Here is a 19,383-nt window from a genome sequence, read left to right as displayed (position 1 = left end):
ACTATGTTGCACTACACACGCAAACAGCATCCCATCTTTGCTTTTATTCTGGTTTTCTTTCTCTCGTTGATGGCTTCACCGGCTGCGTTTGCGCGTGCCGATAATAGCAGCGACATGCCTACCAGGGCAGATGTGCAGAGCCAGCTTGATGCCCTGAGCAAACAGAAAGAGCTTACTCCGCAGGACAAGCTGGTCCAGCAGGATCTGACGGAAACCCTGGAGACCATCGACAAGCTCGAGCGGGTCAAAGCGGAAACTACGCAGTTACGCCAGAAGGTGGCGCAAGCGCCTGAGATGATGCGTAAGGCGACCGAGAGCCTTAACGCGCTGAGTGATGTCGATAACGATGCGGAAACCCGCAAAACGCTGGCGACCTTGTCGCTGCGTCAGCTGGAACTGCGCGTGGCGCAACTGCTCGACGATTTACAAACCGCACAAAACGATCTCGCCACTTACAATAGCCAACTGGTTTCCCTGCAAACCCAGCCGGAGCGCGTGCAGAATGCGATGTATTCGGCCTCTCAGCAGTTGCAGCAGATCCGCAATCGCCTGAACGGCACCTCCGCGGGCGAAGCGGCGTTACGCCCGACGCAGCAAACCTTACTCCTGACGCAGCAGCAGTTGCTGAATGCGCAGATCGAACAGCAGCGTAAGAGTCTGGAAGGTAACACTGTGCTGCAGGATACCCTGCAAAAACAGCGCGACTATGTTACCGCCAACATTAACCGTCTGGAGCATCAGCTACAGCTGTTGCAGGAAGCGGTCAACAGCAAGCGACTCACCCTGACGGAGAAAACCGCGCAGGAAGCCGTTAACCCGGACGAAACCGCGCGTATCCAGGAAAACCCGCTGGTGAAACAAGAGCTGGATGCCAACCATCAGCTCAGCCAGCGTTTGATCACGGCCACTGAAAACGGCAACTCGCTGGTTCAGCGGAACATCAAAGTCAAAAACTGGCTGGATCGCGCCCTGCAGTCTGAGCGCAACATTAAAGAGCAGATCGCCGTCCTGAAAGGCAGCCTGCTGCTGTCGCGTATCCTCTATCAGCAGCAGCAGACTTTACCCTCCGCCGATGAACTGGAGGACATGACCAACCGCATTGCGGATTTGCGTCTCGAACAGTTCGAGGTCAACCAGCAGCGCGATGCCCTGTTCCAGAGCGATGCCTTCGTCGCCAAAGTGGAAGAGGGGCACAGCAGCGACGTCAACGCTGAAGTCCACGATGCGCTGCTGCAGGTGGTAGACATGCGCCGCGAGCTGCTCGATCAGCTGAATAAACAGCTGGGTAATCAGCTGATGATGGCCATTAACCTGCAGATCAACCAGCAGCAGCTGGTGAGCGTATCCAAAAGCCTGCAGGAGATCCTCACCCAGCAGATCTTCTGGGTAAACAGCAACAAACCGATGGACTGGGAGTGGATCAAATCCTTCCCGGGGATGCTGAAAGACCAGATCAAAGGAATGAAAATCACCGTTAACTGGGAAAAAGCCGGTCCGGCGGTGGCCTTTGCCTTCCTTGCGGGTCTGCCGCTGTTGCTGATTGCCGGGTTGATCCGCTGGCGTCTCGGCTGGCTGAAAAAGTACCAGGCGAAACTGGCGAATGAAGTAGGGCAATTGCGTAATGACAGCCAGCTTCATACCCCGAAAGCCATTCTTATCGATCTGATCCGCGCTCTGCCGGTCTGCCTGTTAATTCTGGCGGCGGGGCTGATCCTGCTCACCATGCAGCTTAATATCAGCGATCTGCTGTGGGCCTTCAGTAAAAAACTGGCGCTGTTCTGGCTGGTGTTTGGCCTGTGCTGGAAAGTGCTGGAAAAAGACGGCGTGGCGGTGAATCACTTTAATATGCCTGCCCAGCTCACCAGCCACTGGCGACGCCAGATCGTGCGGGTGAGCCTCGCGCTGTTGCCACTGCACTTCTGGTCGGTGGTGGCGGAACTCTCTCCGCTGCATCTGATGGATGACGTGCTGGGGCAGTTCGTTATTCTGCTTAACCTGCTGGTGATCGCCATCCTTATGTGGCCGATGTGCCGCGACAGCTGGCGCGATAAAGAGTCCCATTCCATTCGCCTGGCGACGGTCACCGTGCTGTCCATTATCCCGGTGGCGCTGATGGTGCTCACGGCTACCGGTTATTTCTATACCACCCTGCGTCTGTCGGGCCGCTGGATTGAAACCGTCTATCTGGTGATCCTCTGGAACCTGCTGTATCAGACCGTCCTGCGCGGGTTGAGCGTGGCCGCCCGTCGTATCGCCTATCGCCGCGCCCTGGCGCGTCGGCAGAATATGGTAAAAGAGGGAGCCGAAGGCGCGGAGCCGCAGGAGGAGCCGACCATCGCCCTCGAGCAGGTCAACCAGCAGACGTTGCGCATTACCATGCTGGTGATGATCGCTCTGTTCGGCGTGATGTTCTGGGCCATCTGGTCTGATTTAATTACCGTCTTTGCCTATCTCGACAGCATTACCCTGTGGCACTACAGCGGCACTGAAGCCGGTGCGGCAGTGGTGAAAAACGTCACCATGGGCAGCCTGCTGTTTGCATTGGTTTCGGCGGTAGTGGCCTGGGCCTTGATCCGCAACCTGCCAGGCCTGCTGGAAGTGCTGGTACTCTCGCGCCTGAATATGCGCCAGGGGGCCTCCTACGCCATCACCACCATTCTGAACTATGTGATTCTGGTGGCGGGCGCGATGACCGTCTTCGGTTCGCTCGGGGTCTCGTGGGACAAACTGCAGTGGCTGGCGGCGGCTTTGTCGGTAGGTCTTGGGTTCGGTTTACAGGAGATCTTTGGTAACTTCGTTTCAGGTCTGATTATCCTGTTCGAGCGCCCGGTGCGCATCGGCGATACGGTGACCATCGGCACCTTCTCGGGAACGGTCAGCAAGATCCGTATTCGTGCCACCACTATTACGGATTTCGATCGTAAAGAGGTGATCATCCCGAACAAAGCCTTCGTGACCGAGCGGTTGATCAACTGGTCGCTCTCCGACACCATCACCCGCGTGGTGATCAGTCTGGGCGTGGCTTACGGTTCCGATCTGGATACGGTGAAAAAAGTGCTGCTGAAAGCGGCGATGGATCATCCGAAAGTGATGCACGATCCCGAGCCGGCCGTGTTCTTTACCACCTTCGGCCCGAGTACGCTGAATCATGAACTGCGTCTGTACGTGCGTGAACTGCGTGACCGCAGCTACACCGTGGATGAACTGAACCGCACCATTGAGCGTCTGTGCCGTGAGAACAACATCAACATCGCGTTCAACCAGCTTGAAGTGCATCTTCGCAATGAGAAGGGCGACGAGCACATAGAAGTGAAACGTGAAGTGAAGGGGGATGACCCAACACCGGCATGATTTTCTAAAGGGGAGGGCGGATCAGGTTCCCTCTCCCTTTGGAATAAGGTTAGGGTGAGGGGGAAGCGGCGTCGATTTTCCCCTCAAAATCCCGCTTCACAATCTCCAGCGCCTTCAGCACCGTCTCGGCCGGGATGTCATGATTTTCCAGCAACATGATCAGATCAACCGCCAGCTTTATTTCATCGGGGGCGTTTTCCAGTGACACACACTACTCCTGTTAACGGGTCAGACGCGCAATCACGCGCTCAATATCATCCAGTGCTTTGCGACAGCGTTCAAGCCGCCCCTCCAGCGCAGTAATTTCGCGCATCAGCATCTGCTGCTCTTCCAGCGTTTCGGCCTGGTTCAGCCGCGCCTCGCGTTCAGACTTCATTTCACACAGCCGCCGCTCAAACTCCTGATGCTCCAGCCGCTTGCGCTGCCATTTTGTCGCACCGGCAGAAGCACTGTCCCAGACCCGTAAAGGCCAGGCGGCAATCTCCCTGTGCAGGGCGGCGATCTGCTCGGCCAGATGGGTGGCCAGCCAGTTGACCTGCTCCGTTTGCGCCTTCTCTACCGCATGACCCAATTCATCAAGATTGGCCTGAGCTTCATCAAGATAATCTTTCATCACTGTGCTGCGGGTACGAAACAGCTGCCGGTCAAAGCGCGGTTTTAGCGTAGCGTGCTGCATCAGGGGGGCGGCCTGCGTACGCAGGGACGTCAGCTGATTTTGCAGCGTCTGTAAAAGCAAGGCTGTTTTCAATCCGCTCTCCAGTGGTACAGTAGCCGTTCAGTTTGATAACGAATCGCATTATGCAGCGTACTATTTTAATCATCATTGGCTGGCTAGCGGTAGTGCTCGGCACGCTGGGCGTCGTTTTACCCATTCTGCCAACCACCCCCTTTATATTACTGGCCGCCTGGTGCTTCGCCCGTTCTTCTCCGCGTTTTCACCAATGGCTGCTGTACCGCTCATGGTTTGGCGGCTATCTGCGCCACTGGCAACAGTACCGCGCCATGCCGCCCGGCGCGAAGCCGCGGGCCATTGCGGTGATCCTCGTCACCTTCGCCATTTCATTATGGATGGTAAAAATTATGTGGGTGCGGATCCTGCTGTTGGCTATCCTCGCGTGCCTGCTAATTTTCATGTGGCGGATGCCCGTAGTTGATGGAAAGCAACAAAAGCAATAATCCTCAGACTGGCTGTTGCAATTCTTGTGCGCAGCCAGTAAATTCGACCGTTTTCGAGCACGGGCAGGCTTGGTCAAAGGTTAAGCAATTGTTATTTTGACCGACCATCTCTCCGCTCCGTGAGTAACACCGTTTTCATCAGGCATCCATTTATGACCGCAACTGCGCAGCAGCTTGAATACCTTAAAAACAGCATCAAAAGTATCCAGGACTATCCAAAACCTGGCATTCTTTTCCGTGATGTCACCAGCTTGCTGGAAGACCCGAAAGCGTACGCCCTCAGCATTGAATTGCTGGTCGAGCGTTACAAAAACGCCGGGATCACCAAAGTTGTCGGCACCGAAGCACGCGGTTTCCTGTTTGGCGCCCCGGTTGCGCTGGCAATGGGCGTTGGTTTTGTGCCGGTGCGTAAGCCGCGCAAACTGCCACGCGAAACCATCGCTGAAAGCTACGAGCTTGAGTACGGTACCGACCAGCTTGAGATCCATGTTGATGCGATCAAGCCTGGCGACAAAGTGCTGGTGGTTGACGATCTGCTGGCAACCGGTGGCACCATTGAGGCGACCGTGAAGCTGATCCGTCGTCTGGGTGGCGAAGTGACCGATGCGGCCTTCATCATCAACCTGTTCGATCTGGGTGGCGAACAGCGCCTGGAAAAACAGGGCATCACCAGCTACAGCCTCGTGCCTTTCCCGGGACATTAATCCTCCCGCCCACAACCTCGCCCAACGGGTGAGGTTGTGTTAGCATTACCCCCTGATTATCCACCTTCCAGCGTTGCAGAGCCTGCCCATGAGTTATCAGGTGTTAGCCCGTAAATGGCGACCCCAAACCTTTGCTGACGTTGTCGGCCAGGAACATGTGCTGACCGCCCTGGCGAACGGCTTATCGCTAGGACGTATCCATCACGCCTATCTTTTTTCCGGCACCCGCGGCGTCGGTAAAACATCTATTGCCCGTTTACTGGCGAAAGGCCTCAACTGCGAAAGCGGGATCACCGCCACGCCGTGCGGCGTCTGCGACAACTGCCGTGAAATCGAGCAGGGGCGCTTTGTCGATCTGATTGAGATCGATGCCGCCTCGCGCACGAAAGTTGAAGATACCCGCGATCTGCTGGATAACGTCCAGTACGCCCCGGCGCGCGGCCGCTTCAAGGTCTATCTGATCGATGAAGTGCACATGCTGTCGCGCCACAGCTTTAACGCCCTGCTGAAGACGCTGGAAGAGCCGCCTGCACACGTCAAGTTCCTGCTGGCGACCACCGATCCGCAAAAGCTGCCGGTGACCATCTTATCCCGCTGCCTGCAGTTCCATCTGAAGGCGCTGGACGTCGGGCAGATCCGCGATCAGCTTGAACATATTCTGAATGAAGAGCAGGTGACGCACGAACCGCGTGCCCTGCAGCTGCTGGCGCGTGCCGCTGACGGCAGCCTGCGCGATGCGCTCAGCCTCACCGATCAGGCCATTGCCAGCGGTGATGGGCAGCTGACGACGCTTGCGGTCAGCACCATGCTCGGCACCCTGGACGACGATCAGGCCCTGTCGCTGATTGAGGCGGTGGTCGAGGCCAACGGCGAGCAAGTGATGGCGTTAGTCCACGCCTCAGCGGCGCGCGGCATCGAGTGGGAAGCCCTGCTGGTTGAGATGCTTAGCCTGCTGCACCGCATTGCGATGATACAGCTCTCCCCGGCTGCGCTGGGGCCGGACATGGCCGCGATTGAGCAGCGCATGCGCGAACTGGCGCGTACTATCCCGCCAACCGACGTGCAGCTCTACTATCAAACCCTGTTAATTGGTCGCAAAGAGCTGCCTTTTGCACCGGATCGCCGCATGGGCGTGGAAATGACCCTGCTGCGCGCGCTGGCGTTCCATCCGCGAATGCCGCTGCCGGAACCCGAGGTGCCGCAACCCTCTTTCGCGCCGGTCGCCCCCACGGCAGTGATGACGCCGCCGCAGGTTCCCGTGCAGCAGAGTGCACCGCCACTGCCGCGCCACGATGTGCCGCTGTCGGATGCTACCAGTTCGGTACTCGCCGCCCGCAATCAGTTGCAACGCGCGCAGGGAGCAACCAAGCCAAAAAAGAGTGAACCGGCAGCGCCTGCAAGAGCGCGGCCGGTAAATAACGCCGCGCTTGAACGTCTGGCCTCGGTCTCGGAGCGCGTGCAGTCGCGTTCTACCTCGGTCACGTCTGAGCCACAGGCTCCGGCAAAGAAAGAGGCCTATCGCTGGAAAGCGACCACCGTCACCGAAGAGGTGAAGGTGGAAGTCGCCACGCCAAAGGCGCTGAAAAAGGCGCTGGAGCACGAGAAAACCCCGGAACTGGCCGCTAAGCTTGCCGGGGAGTCGCTGGAGCGTGATGCCTGGGCGGCTGAGGTCAGTCAGTTAAAACTGCCCAAGCTGGTGGAGCAGGTTGCCCTGAATGCCTGGCGTGAACAGGACGGCAACCGGATCTGCCTGCATCTGCGTTCGGGCCAGCGCCATCTGAACTCAGCAAGTGCCCAACAGGTCCTGACTGAGGCGCTCTCCACATTACAGGGTGCGCCTGTTGAATTGACCATCATTGAAGATGATAATCCGGCGGTGCGAACGCCGCTGGAGTGGCGTCAGGCCATCTATGAAGAGAAACTCGCGCAGGCGCGTGAGTCGATTATCGCGGATAATAACATTCAGACCCTGCAACGTTACTTTGATGCAGAACTGGATGAAGAGAGTATTCGACCCATTTGATCGTGAGTCTGACTTACGGTTGTTATCTTTAACGTGAAAGAAGAGAGAAGCCTATGTTTGGTGGTAAAGGCGGTCTGGGTGGTCTGATGAAGCAGGCCCAGCAGATGCAGGAAAAAATGCAGAAGATGCAGGAAGAGATCGCACAGATGGAAGTGACTGGCGAATCTGGCGCAGGTCTGGTCAAAGTGACCATCAACGGTGCGCATAACTGCCGTCGCGTGGAGATCGACCCAAGCCTGCTCGAAGACGACAAAGACATGCTGGAAGATCTGGTCGCCGCTGCATTTAACGATGCTGCGCGCCGTATCGACGAAACCCAGAAAGAAAAAATGGCCTCTGTATCCTCTGGAATGCAGCTGCCACCGGGCTTTAAGATGCCGTTCTGATGCAAACCAGTCCGCTGCTCACGCAGCTAATGGAAGCGCTACGCTGCCTGCCGGGCGTAGGCCCGAAGTCAGCGCAGCGCATGGCGTTTACCCTGCTGCAGCGCGATCGTAGCGGCGGCATGCGTCTGGCGCAGGCGTTGACCCGCGCCATGTCAGAAATCGGACACTGTGCAGACTGCCGCACCTTTACCGAGCAGGAAGTGTGTAACATCTGCGCCAATCCGCGCCGTCAGGAAAACGGTCAGATCTGCGTGGTGGAGAGTCCTGCGGACATCTACGCCATCGAACAGACCGGGCAGTTTTCTGGCCGCTATTTTGTGCTGATGGGCCACCTGTCGCCGCTGGATGGTATCGGCCCGGATGATATTGGTCTGGACCGTCTGGAACAGCGTCTGAAATCGGAAACGATCAACGAGGTGATCCTCGCCACCAACCCAACGGTGGAAGGGGAGGCAACGGCCAACTACATCGCGGAACTGTGCGCGGAGTCAGGCGTCGAAGCCAGCCGTATCGCCCACGGCGTACCGGTGGGCGGCGAGCTGGAGATGGTGGACGGCACCACGCTGTCACACTCTCTGGCCGGTCGTCACAAGATTATTTTCTGACCAAACGGAGGCTGCAGCCGTGGCCTCCGCTTGAAAACCTTCCTCGCTATCCCCATCTCTCCCTCAACGCTTTTAAACCCCATTAAATGGCATTGTTGAGGTCGACTTAGTATGAAAGGACAAGAAACCCGCGGTTTCCAGTCAGAAGTAAAACAACTTCTGCATCTGATGATCCATTCTCTTTATTCCAATAAAGAAATCTTCCTGCGTGAGCTTATCTCTAACGCCTCTGATGCGGCAGACAAGCTGCGTTTCCGTGCACTCTCGAAGCCAGAGCTGTATGAAGGTGACGGCGAACTGCGCGTGCGCGTCTCGTTTGATAAAGAGAACCGCACCCTGACCATCGCGGATAACGGCATCGGCATGACCCGCGATGAAGCCATTGACCATCTCGGTACTATCGCGAAATCCGGCACCAAAGCCTTCCTGCAGTCCATGGGTTCCGATCAGGCTAAAGACAGCCAGTTGATCGGCCAGTTCGGCGTGGGCTTCTATTCGGCGTTCATCGTGGCGGATAAAGTCACCGTACGCACCCGTGCGGCAGGCGAGAGCGCTGAAAACGGCGTCTTCTGGGAATCCCATGGTGAAGGCGAATACACTGTAGCCGACATCACCAAAGCCGATCGCGGCACCGAGATCACCCTGCACCTGCGTGAAGGGGAAGACGATTTCCTCAACGACTGGCGCGTGCGCTCCATCATCAGCAAATATTCTGACCATATCGCTCTGCCGGTTGAGATCGAAAAACGGGAAGAACAGGACGGCGAAACCGTTATTTCCTGGGAGAAGATCAACAAGGCGCAGGCGCTGTGGACGCGTAACAAGTCTGAGATCAAAGACGAAGAGTACACCGAGTTCTACAAGCACATCGCCCACGACTTTACCGATCCGCTGACCTGGAGCCACAACCGCGTGGAAGGGAAGCAGGAGTACACCAGCCTGCTGTACATCCCGGCGCAGGCGCCGTGGGATATGTGGAACCGCGATCACAAGCACGGCCTGAAGCTGTACGTGCAGCGCGTGTTCATCATGGACGAAGCCGAGCAGTTCATGCCGAACTACCTGCGCTTTGTGCGTGGCCTGATTGATTCCAACGATCTGCCGCTGAACGTCTCTCGTGAGATCCTGCAGGACAGCACCGTGACCCGCAACCTGCGCACCGCCCTGAGCAAACGTGCTCTGCAGATGCTGGACAAGCTGGCGAAAGACGACGCAGAAAAATACCAGACCTTCTGGAAACAGTTCGGCCTGGTACTGAAAGAAGGCCCGGCGGAAGATTCGTCCAACGTCGAAGCCATTGCCAAACTGCTGCGCTTTGCCTCCACGCATACCGACTCCTCCGAGCAGACCGTGTCGCTGGAAGAGTATATCTCCCGCATGAAGGAAGGGCAGGAGAAGATCTACTACATCACCGCCGACAGCTATGCCGCGGCGAAGAGCAGCCCGCACCTCGAGCTGCTGCGTAAGAAAGGCATCGAAGTGCTGCTGCTTTCCGATCGCATCGATGAGTGGATGATGAACTACCTGACCGAGTTCAGCGGTAAAGCGTTCCAGTCCGTGGCGAAAGCCGATGAGTCCATCGACAAGCTGGCGGATGAAGTGGACGAAACCGCGAAAGAGGCGGAAAAAGCGCTGGAGCCATTTGTTGAGCGTGTGAAAACCCATCTGGGCGATCGCGTGAAAGAGGTGCGCTTCACACACCGTCTGACCGATACGCCAGCCATCGTCACCACCGAAGCCGATGAGATGAGCACCCAGATGGCGAAGCTGTTCGCTGCTGCGGGCCAGAGCGTACCGGAAGTGAAGTACATCTTTGAACTCAACCCGGATCACGCGCTGGTGAAACGCGCGGCAGACACCCAGGACGACGCCCGCTTTGCCGAGTGGGTTGAACTGCTGCTGGATCAGTCCCTGCTGGCCGAGCGCGGCACGCTGGAAGATCCAAACCAGTTCATCAAGCGCGTCAATGCGTTGCTGCTGGCGTAATTAAACGTCTGCCCCTCTCCCCAAAGGGGAGAGGGGACTTCAATACCCTCTCCCCTTTGGGGAGAGGGCAGGGTGAGGGGAAATCCTCTGCCCTCTGTCAAATTATCTCCCTCGTTAACCGTTTCAGCCTTCCCGCCTTCCTTGAGCCACGTCCGTTCTGATGGTATTGTTTAGCGCTTTTTGAAAAATTGAACCAACTTTTGAGGGGATTTTCGCAATGCGTATTATTCTGCTTGGCGCTCCGGGCGCGGGTAAAGGAACTCAGGCTCAGTTCATCATGGAGAAATACGGTATTCCGCAAATCTCTACGGGTGACATGCTGCGTGCCGCTGTTAAATCTGGCTCCGAGCTGGGCAAACAGGCGAAAGACATTATGGACGCCGGCAAACTGGTAACCGATGAGCTGGTTATTGCTCTGGTTAAAGAACGCATTACTCAGGAAGATTGCCGCAACGGTTTCCTGCTGGACGGCTTCCCACGTACCATTCCTCAGGCTGATGCCATGAAAGAAGCGGGCATCAACGTGGATTACGTTCTGGAGTTCGACGTACCGGACGAACTGATCGTGGACCGTATCATCGGTCGTCGCGTACACGCCGCTTCCGGCCGCGTTTACCACGTGAAATTCAATCCACCGCAGGTGGAAGGTAAAGACGACGTGACCGGCGAAGAGCTGACCACCCGTAAAGACGATCAGGAAGAGACCGTGCGTAAGCGCCTGGTGGAATACCATCAGATGACCGCGCCACTGATCGGCTACTACTCTCAGGAAGCGCAGGCGGGTAACACCAAATACGCTAAAGTTGACGGCACCAAGCCTGTCGCTGAAGTTCGTGCAGAGCTGGAAAAAATCCTCGGCTAATCGCACACCATCACCCAGTCATTCGGGTTGTATCGCGGCGGCACGTACGCGAATCCCAGTCATTCAGATAACGCTGTGACTGAGGTAAGGGTACGCAGCCAACACAGAGGCAGCCTGAAGGATGTCGTGACTCTCACCCGGGCCCCCGGGTGAGAAAAATTCTCATCTTATCTATCGCAGCAATGGGTTCCGTTTACGCACTTTTCAGATACACTTATCAGCCTGTTATAAGGTTATGAGGCGTGAATGAGTCAGGCGAAAACCGGCATCCTGCTTGCCAATTTAGGTACCCCCGAAGCCCCAACCCCCGCAGCGGTCAGCCGTTATCTGCGTCAGTTTCTGAGTGATACGCGCGTTGTGGATACCCCGCGCCTGCTATGGTGGCCATTGCTGCGTGGCGTGATCCTGCCGATCCGTTCGCCGCGTGTGGCTAAGCTCTATCAGTCCGTCTGGATGGAAGAGGGGTCGCCGCTGATGGTCTACAGCCGCCGCCAGGAGAAGGCGCTGGCCGCCCGTCTGCCGGATATTCCGGTTGCGCTGGGGATGAGCTACGGTAAACCGTCGCTGGAAAGCGCCGTCACAGAGCTGCTGGCACAGGGCGTGGACCATATCGTGGTGCTGGCGCTCTATCCGCAATACTCCTGCTCCACCGTCGCCGCGGTCTGGGACGAGCTGGCGCGTATTCTGGCGACCCGACGCCGTATTCCTTCCGTGACCTTTATTCGCGATTACGCGGATAACGAAATGTATATCAACGCCCTTGCCAGCAGCGCACGCGCGTCCTTTGCAAAACACGGCGAGCCGGATCTACTGCTGCTTTCCTATCACGGTATCCCGCAGCGGTTCGCCGATGAAGGTGACGATTATCCGCAGCGCTGCCGCGATACCACGCGTGAGCTGGTGTCCGCCCTGGGCCTGCCGCCGGAAAAGGTGATGATGACCTTCCAGTCGCGCTTTGGCCGCGAGCCGTGGCTGACCCCTTATACGGATGAAACCCTCAAAATGTTGGGCGAGAAAGGCGTGAAGCACATCCAGGTCATGTCGCCGGGCTTTGCGGCCGACTGTCTGGAAACCCTGGAGGAAATTGCGGTACAAAACCGCGAGTTCTTCCTCGAAGCGGGCGGAACGAAATACGAGTACATTCCGGCGCTGAACGACGACCCAGAACACATCGAGATGATGGTGTCGCTGGTGACTAACAGCCGCTGATCGCGTTAAAGGCCGGGATTGTGCTACCATTTCCGGCCCATCCGTTACTCGTAGCTCAGAAGATGAAATTTCCCGGTAAACGCAAATCCAAACACTACTTTCCCGTTAACGCCCGCGATCCGCTGCTCCAGCAAATTCAGCCGGAGAATGAGACCAACGCCGCCTGGGTGGTGGGTATCGATCAGACGCTGGTGGATATTGAAGCAAAAGTGGACGATGCGTTTGTCGCGCGTTACGGCCTGAGCGCCGGGCACTCCCTGGTCATTGAAGACAATGTTGCGGAAGCGCTGTACCAGGAGCTGGTACGGGACAACCTCATTACCCATCAGTTTGCCGGTGGCACCATCGGCAACACCATGCACAACTACTCGGTGTTGGCGGATGACCGCTCCGTTCTGCTGGGTGTGATGTGCAGCAACATCGAAATTGGCAGTTACGCCTACCGCTACCTCTGCAACACCTCCAGCCGTACCGATCTGAACTACCTGCAAGGGGTGGACGGGGCGATTGGCCGCTGCTTCACGCTGATCGGCGAATCCGGCGAGCGTACCTTCGCCATCAGCCCAGGGCACATGAACAAACTGCGCGCAGAGAGCATCCCGGAAGAGGTGATTGCCGGGGCATCAGCGCTGGTGCTGACCTCCTATCTGGTGCGTTGCAAGCCGGGCGAGCCGATGCCGGAAGCCACCATGAAGGCGATAGAGTACGCGAAGAAGTATAACGTGCCGGTGGTCCTGACCCTGGGTACCAAATTCGTGATCGCGGATAACCCGGAGTGGTGGCAGGCCTTCCTGAAAGAGCACGTCTCTATTCTGGCGATGAATGAAGAAGAGGCCGAAGCCCTGACCGGCGAGAGCGATCCGCTGCTGGCTTCTGATAAAGCGCTGGACTGGGTCGATCTGGTACTCTGCACCGCCGGGCCGGTAGGCTTGTATATGGCGGGCTTCACCGAAGAAGAGGCGAAACGCAAAACCCAGCATCCACTGCTGCCAGGGGCGATCGCCGAGTTCAACCAGTTTGAATTCAGTCGCGCCATGCGCCACAAGGATTGCCAGAACCCGCTGCGTATCTTCTCGCATATCGCCCCGTATATGGGTGGGCCTGAGAAGATCATGAACACAAACGGCGCAGGAGACGGCGCGCTGGCTGCGCTGCTGCACGATATCACCGCCAACGCCTTCCATCGCACCAACGTGCCGAACTCCAGCAAACACAAGTTTAACTGGCTGACCTATTCGTCACTGGCGCAGGTGTGTAAATATGCGAACCGCGTGAGCTATCAGGTGCTAAACCAGCACTCACCGCGCTTAACGCGTGGCTTGCCGGAGCGGGAAGATAGCCTGGAAGAGTCTTACTGGGACAGGTAAAAGCAAAAAGGCAACGTGAGTTGCCTTTTTAGTGTTTGTTCCCTCTCCCTGTGGGAGAGGGCCAGGGTGAGGGCATCAGCCCGCAGCGAACTTAACCCGTCACCGTCGCTTCAACCGGCGGTTTCTCCAGCAGCGACAGCATGGTATTCGCGATCTCACGCTCGCCCATTACCACCTGATTAGCGCCGCGTTCCATGATGTATTCCACTTCGTCGTCGTAATGCGCCCGGGCAATAATCTCCAGGTGCGGGGATTTTTCACGGGCGGAAACCACAATCTCACCGGCTTCGTAACCGTTGGGGATGGTCAGCAGCAACCAGCGTGCGCAGTCAAGATGCGCCAGATTCATGATCTCTTCATTCGCCGCATTGCCCAGCACCGCGCGGATACCGCGCTCGCGCAGTTCGTCCACTCGCGTGCGGGAGGTTTCAATCACCACCAGCGGAATGCCCTGGGCCATCAGCTTCTCGCCCAGCAGGCTCCCGACGCGGCCAAAGCCGACCAGCAGGGCATGGTTGCAGATATCCACCGGGATCTGCTTCTCTTCTTCCGTCGCCTCTTCCAGCGTCTGCTCTTCAAGGGTTTCGGTTTTTTCGAGGTATTTTTCCAGCAGGGCGAACAGCACCGGGTTGAGCATAATCGAGAGGATTGCCCCCGCCAGCACCAGATTTTGCCCGGCCTGTGGCAGCAGATCCAGCGCCATGCCCAGCCCGGCAAGGATGAAGGCAAACTCACCAATCTGCGCAAGGCTGGCGGCGATGGTCAATGCGGTACGCGGCGAGTGACCGAACAGACGCACCAGGAAGAACGCGGCGACCGACTTACCAAAGATGATGATTGCCAGGGTGCCAAGCACGGCCAGCGGCTGATCAATCAGCACCCGCGGGTCGAACAGCATCCCCACGGAGACGAAGAACAGCACGGCAAATGCATCGCGCAGGGGCAGGGTATCGTGGGCGGCGCGGTGGCTCAGCTCAGATTCATTCAGCACCATCCCGGCAAAGAAAGCGCCGAGGGCGAAGGAGACATCAAACAACTCAACGGCGCCAAAGGCGATGCCCAGCGCCAGGGCCAACACCGCGAGGGTGAACAGCTCGCGCGAGCCGGTCGCAGCGCTGCGGGAGAGGATCCACGGCACCAGGCGGCGACCTACCAGCATCATAATGGCGATAAACGCCACCACTTTACCGATAGTGATACTCATATCCAGCGCCAGCGTGGCAAAGCCGACGTTGTCTTTTTCGAGCATCCCTGCGACAGCAGGCAGCAGCACCAGGGTTAACACCATTACCAGATCTTCAACAATCAGCCAGCCAATAGCGATCTGCCCCCGCTGGCTGTCAATCAGCTGCCTCTCTTCAAGCGCGCGCAGCAGCACCACGGTACTGGCGGTAGAAAGACACAGACCAAATACAATGCCGGTCATCAGCGGCCAGCCCAGCATCGCTGAAAGCGCCATACCCAGCAACGTCGCCACGGCTATCTGGGCGATCGCGCCGGGAATGGCGATGGACTTTACCGCCATCAGATCCTTCAGGGAGAAATGCAAACCAACACCGAACATCAGCAGGATCACGCCAAGCTCCGCCAGCTCCGGGGCAAGTTTAGTATCAGCAACAAAACCTGGGGTAAAGGGACCGGCTAACACGCCAGCTAATAAATAGCCCACCAGAGGCGAAATGCGAAGTTTATTGGCAAGCATGCCGAGTATAAATGCGAGTACAAGTCCACCGACAATGGTGGTGATAAGCGGTGTGGCGTGATGCATTCCGTCTCCTTTCGTTGCTGAGTTAATCCATTTTTGGTTTAAAACCAAAAAGCCGAGTAATAGTTTATGACAAATTTAATGATTATGTTTATGAATAATTGTTGAAATTTGAGTAAAACAGCAATAACAGTTAAACGAAAGCAGAACAGGACGATTTTGCAGAGGCTATGCTAAGAAAGGCTTATGGCAGTAGGGAAGGTTGCGGCCAAACCAGGAGTTTGACCGCGGATAAATCAGGCTTTATGCCGATTATCAGGCAGGAATATGGTCAACATCCCAAGAAGTGGCAGGAAAGCACAGATTTTGTAGACCAAAAAGATGCTGGTATGGTCTGCAATCAGCCCTAATACCGCCGCGCCAAGGCCGCCCATCCCGAAGGCAAAACCAAAAAACAGCCCGGAAACCATGCCGATACGTCCCGGAAGCAGCTCCTGGGCATACACCAGGATGGCCGAAAACGCGGAGGCGAGGATAAAACCAATAATCACGGTTAAAACACCCGTCCACCACAGACTTGCGTAAGGTAAAATAAGGGTGAAAGGCGCTACGCCGAGGATAGAGCCCCAAATAACATATTTACGCCCAATCTTATCCCCCAATGGCCCGCCAATAAACGTCCCTGCTGCTACCGCAAACAGGAAGGCAAACAGGTGAAACTGGGCGTTTTGTACCGATAATCCGAATTTTTCCATCAGATAAAAGGTGTAATAGCTGCTGATGCTCGCCATGTAGAAGTATTTGGAGAAAATCAGCATCAGCAGGATGCTGACGGCGAGAATTACCTTGTTGCGCGGCAGGGGATTAATTACCGGCGCTTTTGGTTTGCCCTTATTTACCTTGTGCTGGGCCGCATACCAGCGGCTGATCTGCGCCAGCACCACAATCGCTAACAGCGCCGCCAGCACAAACCACGCCACGTTGCCTTTACCGTACGGGGCAATAATCACCGCTGCCAGCAGCGGGCCGAGGGAGCTACCGAAGTTACCGCCCACCTGGAACAGCGACTGCGCCAGACCGTGACGGCCCCCGGAGGCCATGCGCGCCACGCGGGACGACTCCGGGTGGAAGACCGACGAGCCGGTACCCACCAGTGCGGCGGCCACTAAAACGCCCTCAAAGCTGCCCGCCATAGCCAGCAGGATCAGGCCGCTCAGGGTAAAGCACATGCCAATCGGCAGTGACCATGGCATCGGATATTTATCCGTCCAGTAACCCACCACCGGTTGCAGCAGCGATGAGGCCAGCTGGAAGGTCAGGGTGATCATGCCGATCTGCACGAAGGTAAGGGAGAACTCGGACTGTAATAGCGGATAGATCGCCAGAATTAGCGACTGGATCATATCGTTCAGCAGATGTGAAAGACTGATTGCGCCGAGAATACCAAATGAGGTGCGAGACTTAGCAGCCGACACCGGTGGAGTAGATTCACTGATTGCCATAAATACCACGTCGATTGTTATAGGAAATGCAGGATGTAATTATTATCCGACTAACATACCTGTCCCCGACATTTGAGGAAAGTCGCATTTCTGAAAACAAAGTTGTCTATTCTGCTTACTCGCTGTAATTTTTGCCTTTGTCTATGGATCAGGGAGTGAAGAAATGAAGTTAATGAAGCGAGGCATCGCGCTGGCAATAATCGCGGCGTGCGGTCTGTTAAGCCTGCCAGCTCAGGCCTGGGAGCAGGATAAAACCTATAACATTACCATCCTGCATACCAACGATCATCACGGCCACTTCTGGCGCAGCGAATATGGCGAGTATGGCCTCTCGGCGCAGAAGACGCTGGTGGACGGGATCCGCAAAGAGGTGGCAGCCAAAGGCGGCAGCGTGCTGTTACTCTCCGGCGGCGACATTAATACCGGCGTGCCGGAATCGGATTTACAGGATGCAGAACCCGATTTCCGCGGCATGAATTTGATTGGCTACGATGCGATGGCCGTCGGTAACCACGAATTTGATAATCCTATCGAAGTATTACGCCAGCAGGAGAAGTGGGCCAAATTCCCGTTCCTCTCCGCCAATATTTACCAGAAAAGCACCGGCGAGCGTTTATTTAAACCCTGGGCCATTTTCAAACGCCAGGATATTAAAATCGCCGTGGTCGGGCTGACCACCGATGACACAGCCAAAATCGGCAACCCGGAATATTTTACCGATATCGAATTCCGTAAACCGGCCGACGAAGCGAAGCTGGTGATCCAGGAATTACAGCAGAACGAAAAACCGGACGTGATTATCGCCACCACCCATATGGGCCATTACGATAATGGCGACCACGGCTCGAACGCCCCGGGCGATGTGGAGATGGCGCGCAGCCTGCCGGCGGGTTCGCTGGCGATGATTGTGGGCGGTCACTCCCAGGATCCGGTCTGCATGGCGTCAGAAAATAAAAAGCAGGTGGACTATGTGCCTGGCACGCCGTGCGCGCCGGACAAGCAGAACGGCATCTGGATTGTGCAGGCCCATGAGTGGGGTAAATACGTCGGCCGCGCGGATTTCGAATTCCGTAACGGGGAGATGAAGCTGGTGCATTATCAGCTGATCCCGGTCAACCTGAAGAAGAAGGTGACCTACGATAACGGCCAGAGCGAGCGCGTCCTCTATACCCCGGAAATTGCGGAAAACCCACAGATGCTCTCCCTGCTGTCGCCGTTCCAGAATAAAGGCAAAGCCCAGCTGGATGTGAAGATCGGTACACTCTCCGGCAGGCTGGAAGGGGATCGCAGTAAGGTGCGTTTCGTGCAGACCAACATGGGGCACCTGGTGCTGGCAGCGCAAATGGCGCGTACTAACGCCGATTTTGCGGTAATGAGCGGCGGCGGGATCCGCGACTCCATTGAAGGCGGTGATATCACCTATAAAGATGTCCTGAAGGTGCAGCCGTTTGGCAACGTGCTGGTGTATGTCGATATGACCGGCAAAGAGGTGACGGATTACCTGACCGCGGTAGCACAGATGAAGCCTGACTCCGGTGCCTATCCGCAGTTCGCCAACGTCAGCTTTGTGGCGAAGGGCGGGGTACTCAACGACCTGAAGATCAAAGGCGAAGCGGTTGACCCGGCCAAAACCTATCGGATGGCGACCCTGAGCTTTAACGCCACCGGCGGCGACGGTTATCCGCATATCGATGACAAACCGGGCTATGTGAATACCGGCTTTATCGACGCCGAGGTGCTGAAGCAGTATATCCAGCAGAATTCTCCGCTGGATGTGAACGCGTATGAACCTAAGGGTGAGGTGAGCTGGCAGTAATGAAGGCCGTGCCGGGTGGCGTTTCGCTTACCCGGCCAGCGGTTGGATGGTTTTCATGTTGTAGGCCGGGGAAGGCGTAGCCGCCACCCGGCTTTTTTTATTCCCGGCGTGCGATATCCGCAAACTGCGCATCCAGCATTTTGGCCAGATCGCTGGCCGCCAGCTCAATATCCAGCCCGCGCTTGCCGCCCGAAATATAGATCGTTTCAAAGGCCTGAGAAGGGGCATCGATCAGGGTTGGCAGACGTTTTTTCTGGCCCAGCGGGCTGATACCGCCCACCAGATACCCCGTCGTGCGCTGCGCCACCATTGGGTCGGCCATATCCACTTTTTTGGCGCCCAGCGCCTTCGCCACCTTTTTGAGATCCAGCTGCCCGGCAACCGGCGTCACCGCCACGGCGAGATGCTTCATATCGCCGTTGACCGCAACCAGCAACGTTTTATAAACCTGGTCGGCGTTCAGCCCCAGTTTACGCACCACTTCATCACCAAAATTGGTTTCACTCGGATCGTGGTCATAGGTATGGATCCGAAAAGTGATTTTGTTTTTTTCGAGTAATTTCACGGCGGGTGTCATAGCAATCCTTCTTAGCCCGGACAATAAACGCTCTAAGCATACGCCTCAGAAGAGGCTAAAAAATAGCACCATCTTGCGCATATAGTGTTGGCAGTGATGGTCACTTTGAGCGAC

16 protein-coding genes and 1 other annotated feature are annotated in these 19,383 nt (G+C 56.5%); of the genes, 11 read left to right on the top strand and 5 right to left on the bottom strand.

Features of this window, described 5'->3' with window-relative positions:
- Positions 1 to 3 precede the first annotated feature (3 nt).
- The gene (gene mscK, locus ABIE02_RS16760) at positions 4 to 3,351 is read left to right on the top strand and encodes a mechanosensitive channel MscK (protein ID WP_059308597.1); all 3,348 of its coding nucleotides are present in this window, start codon (positions 4 to 6) and stop codon (positions 3,349 to 3,351) included.
- A gap of 49 nt (positions 3,352 to 3,400) precedes the next feature.
- Here the strand turns inward: mscK and rsmS are convergent, their stop codons facing one another.
- Entirely contained in the window at positions 3,401 to 3,559 is a 159-nt protein-coding gene (gene rsmS / locus ABIE02_RS16755) for a pleiotropic regulatory protein RsmS (protein ID WP_032616870.1), read from the bottom strand.
- A gap of 12 nt (positions 3,560 to 3,571) precedes the next feature.
- Positions 3,572 to 4,099 carry a primosomal replication protein N'' gene (priC, locus tag ABIE02_RS16750; RefSeq protein WP_032616871.1) on the bottom strand — a complete coding sequence of 176 codons (528 nt, stop codon included), beginning with the start codon at positions 4,097 to 4,099 and terminating at the stop codon, positions 3,572 to 3,574.
- A 50-nt stretch (positions 4,100 to 4,149) separates the two neighbouring features.
- On the opposite strand from priC, the gene ABIE02_RS16745 reads away from it, so the two are divergent.
- From ABIE02_RS16745 to gsk, 9 genes are all read left to right on the top strand, one after another.
- On the top strand, positions 4,150 to 4,527 hold the full coding sequence (locus ABIE02_RS16745; protein ID WP_032616872.1) for a DUF454 family protein: 378 nt from the start codon (positions 4,150 to 4,152) through the stop codon (positions 4,525 to 4,527).
- Positions 4,528 to 4,679: 152 nt separating this feature from the next.
- Positions 4,680 to 5,231: an adenine phosphoribosyltransferase gene (gene apt / locus ABIE02_RS16740; protein ID WP_000127359.1), complete on the top strand. Its 552-nt coding sequence runs from the start codon at positions 4,680 to 4,682 to the stop codon at positions 5,229 to 5,231.
- Positions 5,232 to 5,319: 88 nt separating this feature from the next.
- A complete protein-coding gene (gene dnaX / locus ABIE02_RS16735; RefSeq protein ID WP_336994850.1) occupies positions 5,320 to 7,254 on the top strand; it encodes a DNA polymerase III subunit gamma/tau in 1,935 nt (644 codons plus the stop codon).
- Positions 6,584 to 6,648: a sequence feature (DnaX frameshifting element), on the top strand. It overlaps the preceding gene by 65 nt.
- A gap of 53 nt (positions 7,255 to 7,307) precedes the next feature.
- On the top strand, positions 7,308 to 7,640 hold the full coding sequence (locus ABIE02_RS16730; RefSeq protein WP_032616874.1) for a YbaB/EbfC family nucleoid-associated protein: 333 nt from the start codon (positions 7,308 to 7,310) through the stop codon (positions 7,638 to 7,640).
- A complete protein-coding gene (gene recR / locus ABIE02_RS16725) occupies positions 7,640 to 8,245 on the top strand; it encodes a recombination mediator RecR (protein WP_032616875.1) in 606 nt (201 codons plus the stop codon). Before ABIE02_RS16730 ends, recR begins: the two co-directional genes overlap by 1 nt.
- A 111-nt stretch (positions 8,246 to 8,356) precedes the next feature.
- Entirely contained in the window at positions 8,357 to 10,231 is a 1,875-nt protein-coding gene (htpG, locus tag ABIE02_RS16720) for a molecular chaperone HtpG (protein ID WP_032616876.1), read from the top strand.
- Positions 10,232 to 10,448: 217 nt separating this feature from the next.
- Positions 10,449 to 11,093, top strand: coding sequence for an adenylate kinase (gene adk, locus ABIE02_RS16715; protein ID WP_032616878.1), 645 nt, complete (start codon positions 10,449 to 10,451; stop codon positions 11,091 to 11,093).
- Positions 11,094 to 11,339: 246 nt separating this feature from the next.
- Entirely contained in the window at positions 11,340 to 12,302 is a 963-nt protein-coding gene (hemH, locus tag ABIE02_RS16710; RefSeq protein ID WP_032616879.1) for a ferrochelatase, read from the top strand.
- A gap of 62 nt (positions 12,303 to 12,364) precedes the next feature.
- Entirely contained in the window at positions 12,365 to 13,669 is a 1,305-nt protein-coding gene (gene gsk, locus ABIE02_RS16705; protein WP_059308595.1) for an inosine/guanosine kinase, read from the top strand.
- 91 nt (positions 13,670 to 13,760) lie between these two features.
- On the opposite strand, the gene ybaL is transcribed toward gsk, so the two are convergent.
- Both ybaL and ABIE02_RS16695 read right to left on the bottom strand, forming a co-directional pair.
- Entirely contained in the window at positions 13,761 to 15,437 is a 1,677-nt protein-coding gene (gene ybaL, locus ABIE02_RS16700; RefSeq protein WP_059308594.1) for a YbaL family putative K(+) efflux transporter, read from the bottom strand.
- Positions 15,438 to 15,670: 233 nt separating this feature from the next.
- Positions 15,671 to 16,876, bottom strand: coding sequence for an MFS transporter (locus tag ABIE02_RS16695; RefSeq protein ID WP_059308593.1), 1,206 nt, complete (start codon positions 16,874 to 16,876; stop codon positions 15,671 to 15,673).
- 163 nt (positions 16,877 to 17,039) lie between these two features.
- Here ABIE02_RS16695 and ushA point away from each other — a divergent pair, with 163 nt between their 5' ends.
- Complete coding sequence (gene ushA / locus ABIE02_RS16690) at positions 17,040 to 18,692, top strand: bifunctional UDP-sugar hydrolase/5'-nucleotidase UshA (protein ID WP_059308592.1); 1,653 nt, start codon at positions 17,040 to 17,042, stop codon at positions 18,690 to 18,692.
- A 97-nt stretch (positions 18,693 to 18,789) separates the two neighbouring features.
- On the opposite strand, the gene ybaK is transcribed toward ushA, so the two are convergent.
- Positions 18,790 to 19,269, bottom strand: coding sequence for a Cys-tRNA(Pro)/Cys-tRNA(Cys) deacylase YbaK (gene ybaK / locus ABIE02_RS16685; protein WP_032616885.1), 480 nt, complete (start codon positions 19,267 to 19,269; stop codon positions 18,790 to 18,792).
- Between the last annotated feature and the right edge of the window lie 114 nt (positions 19,270 to 19,383).

Origin of the sequence: Leclercia sp. 1548 (genome assembly GCF_050435045.1) — a bacterium.
GTDB lineage: Bacteria > Pseudomonadota > Gammaproteobacteria > Enterobacterales > Enterobacteriaceae > Enterobacter > Enterobacter adecarboxylatus.
This window is presented reverse-complemented; position numbering and strand designations above follow the sequence as displayed.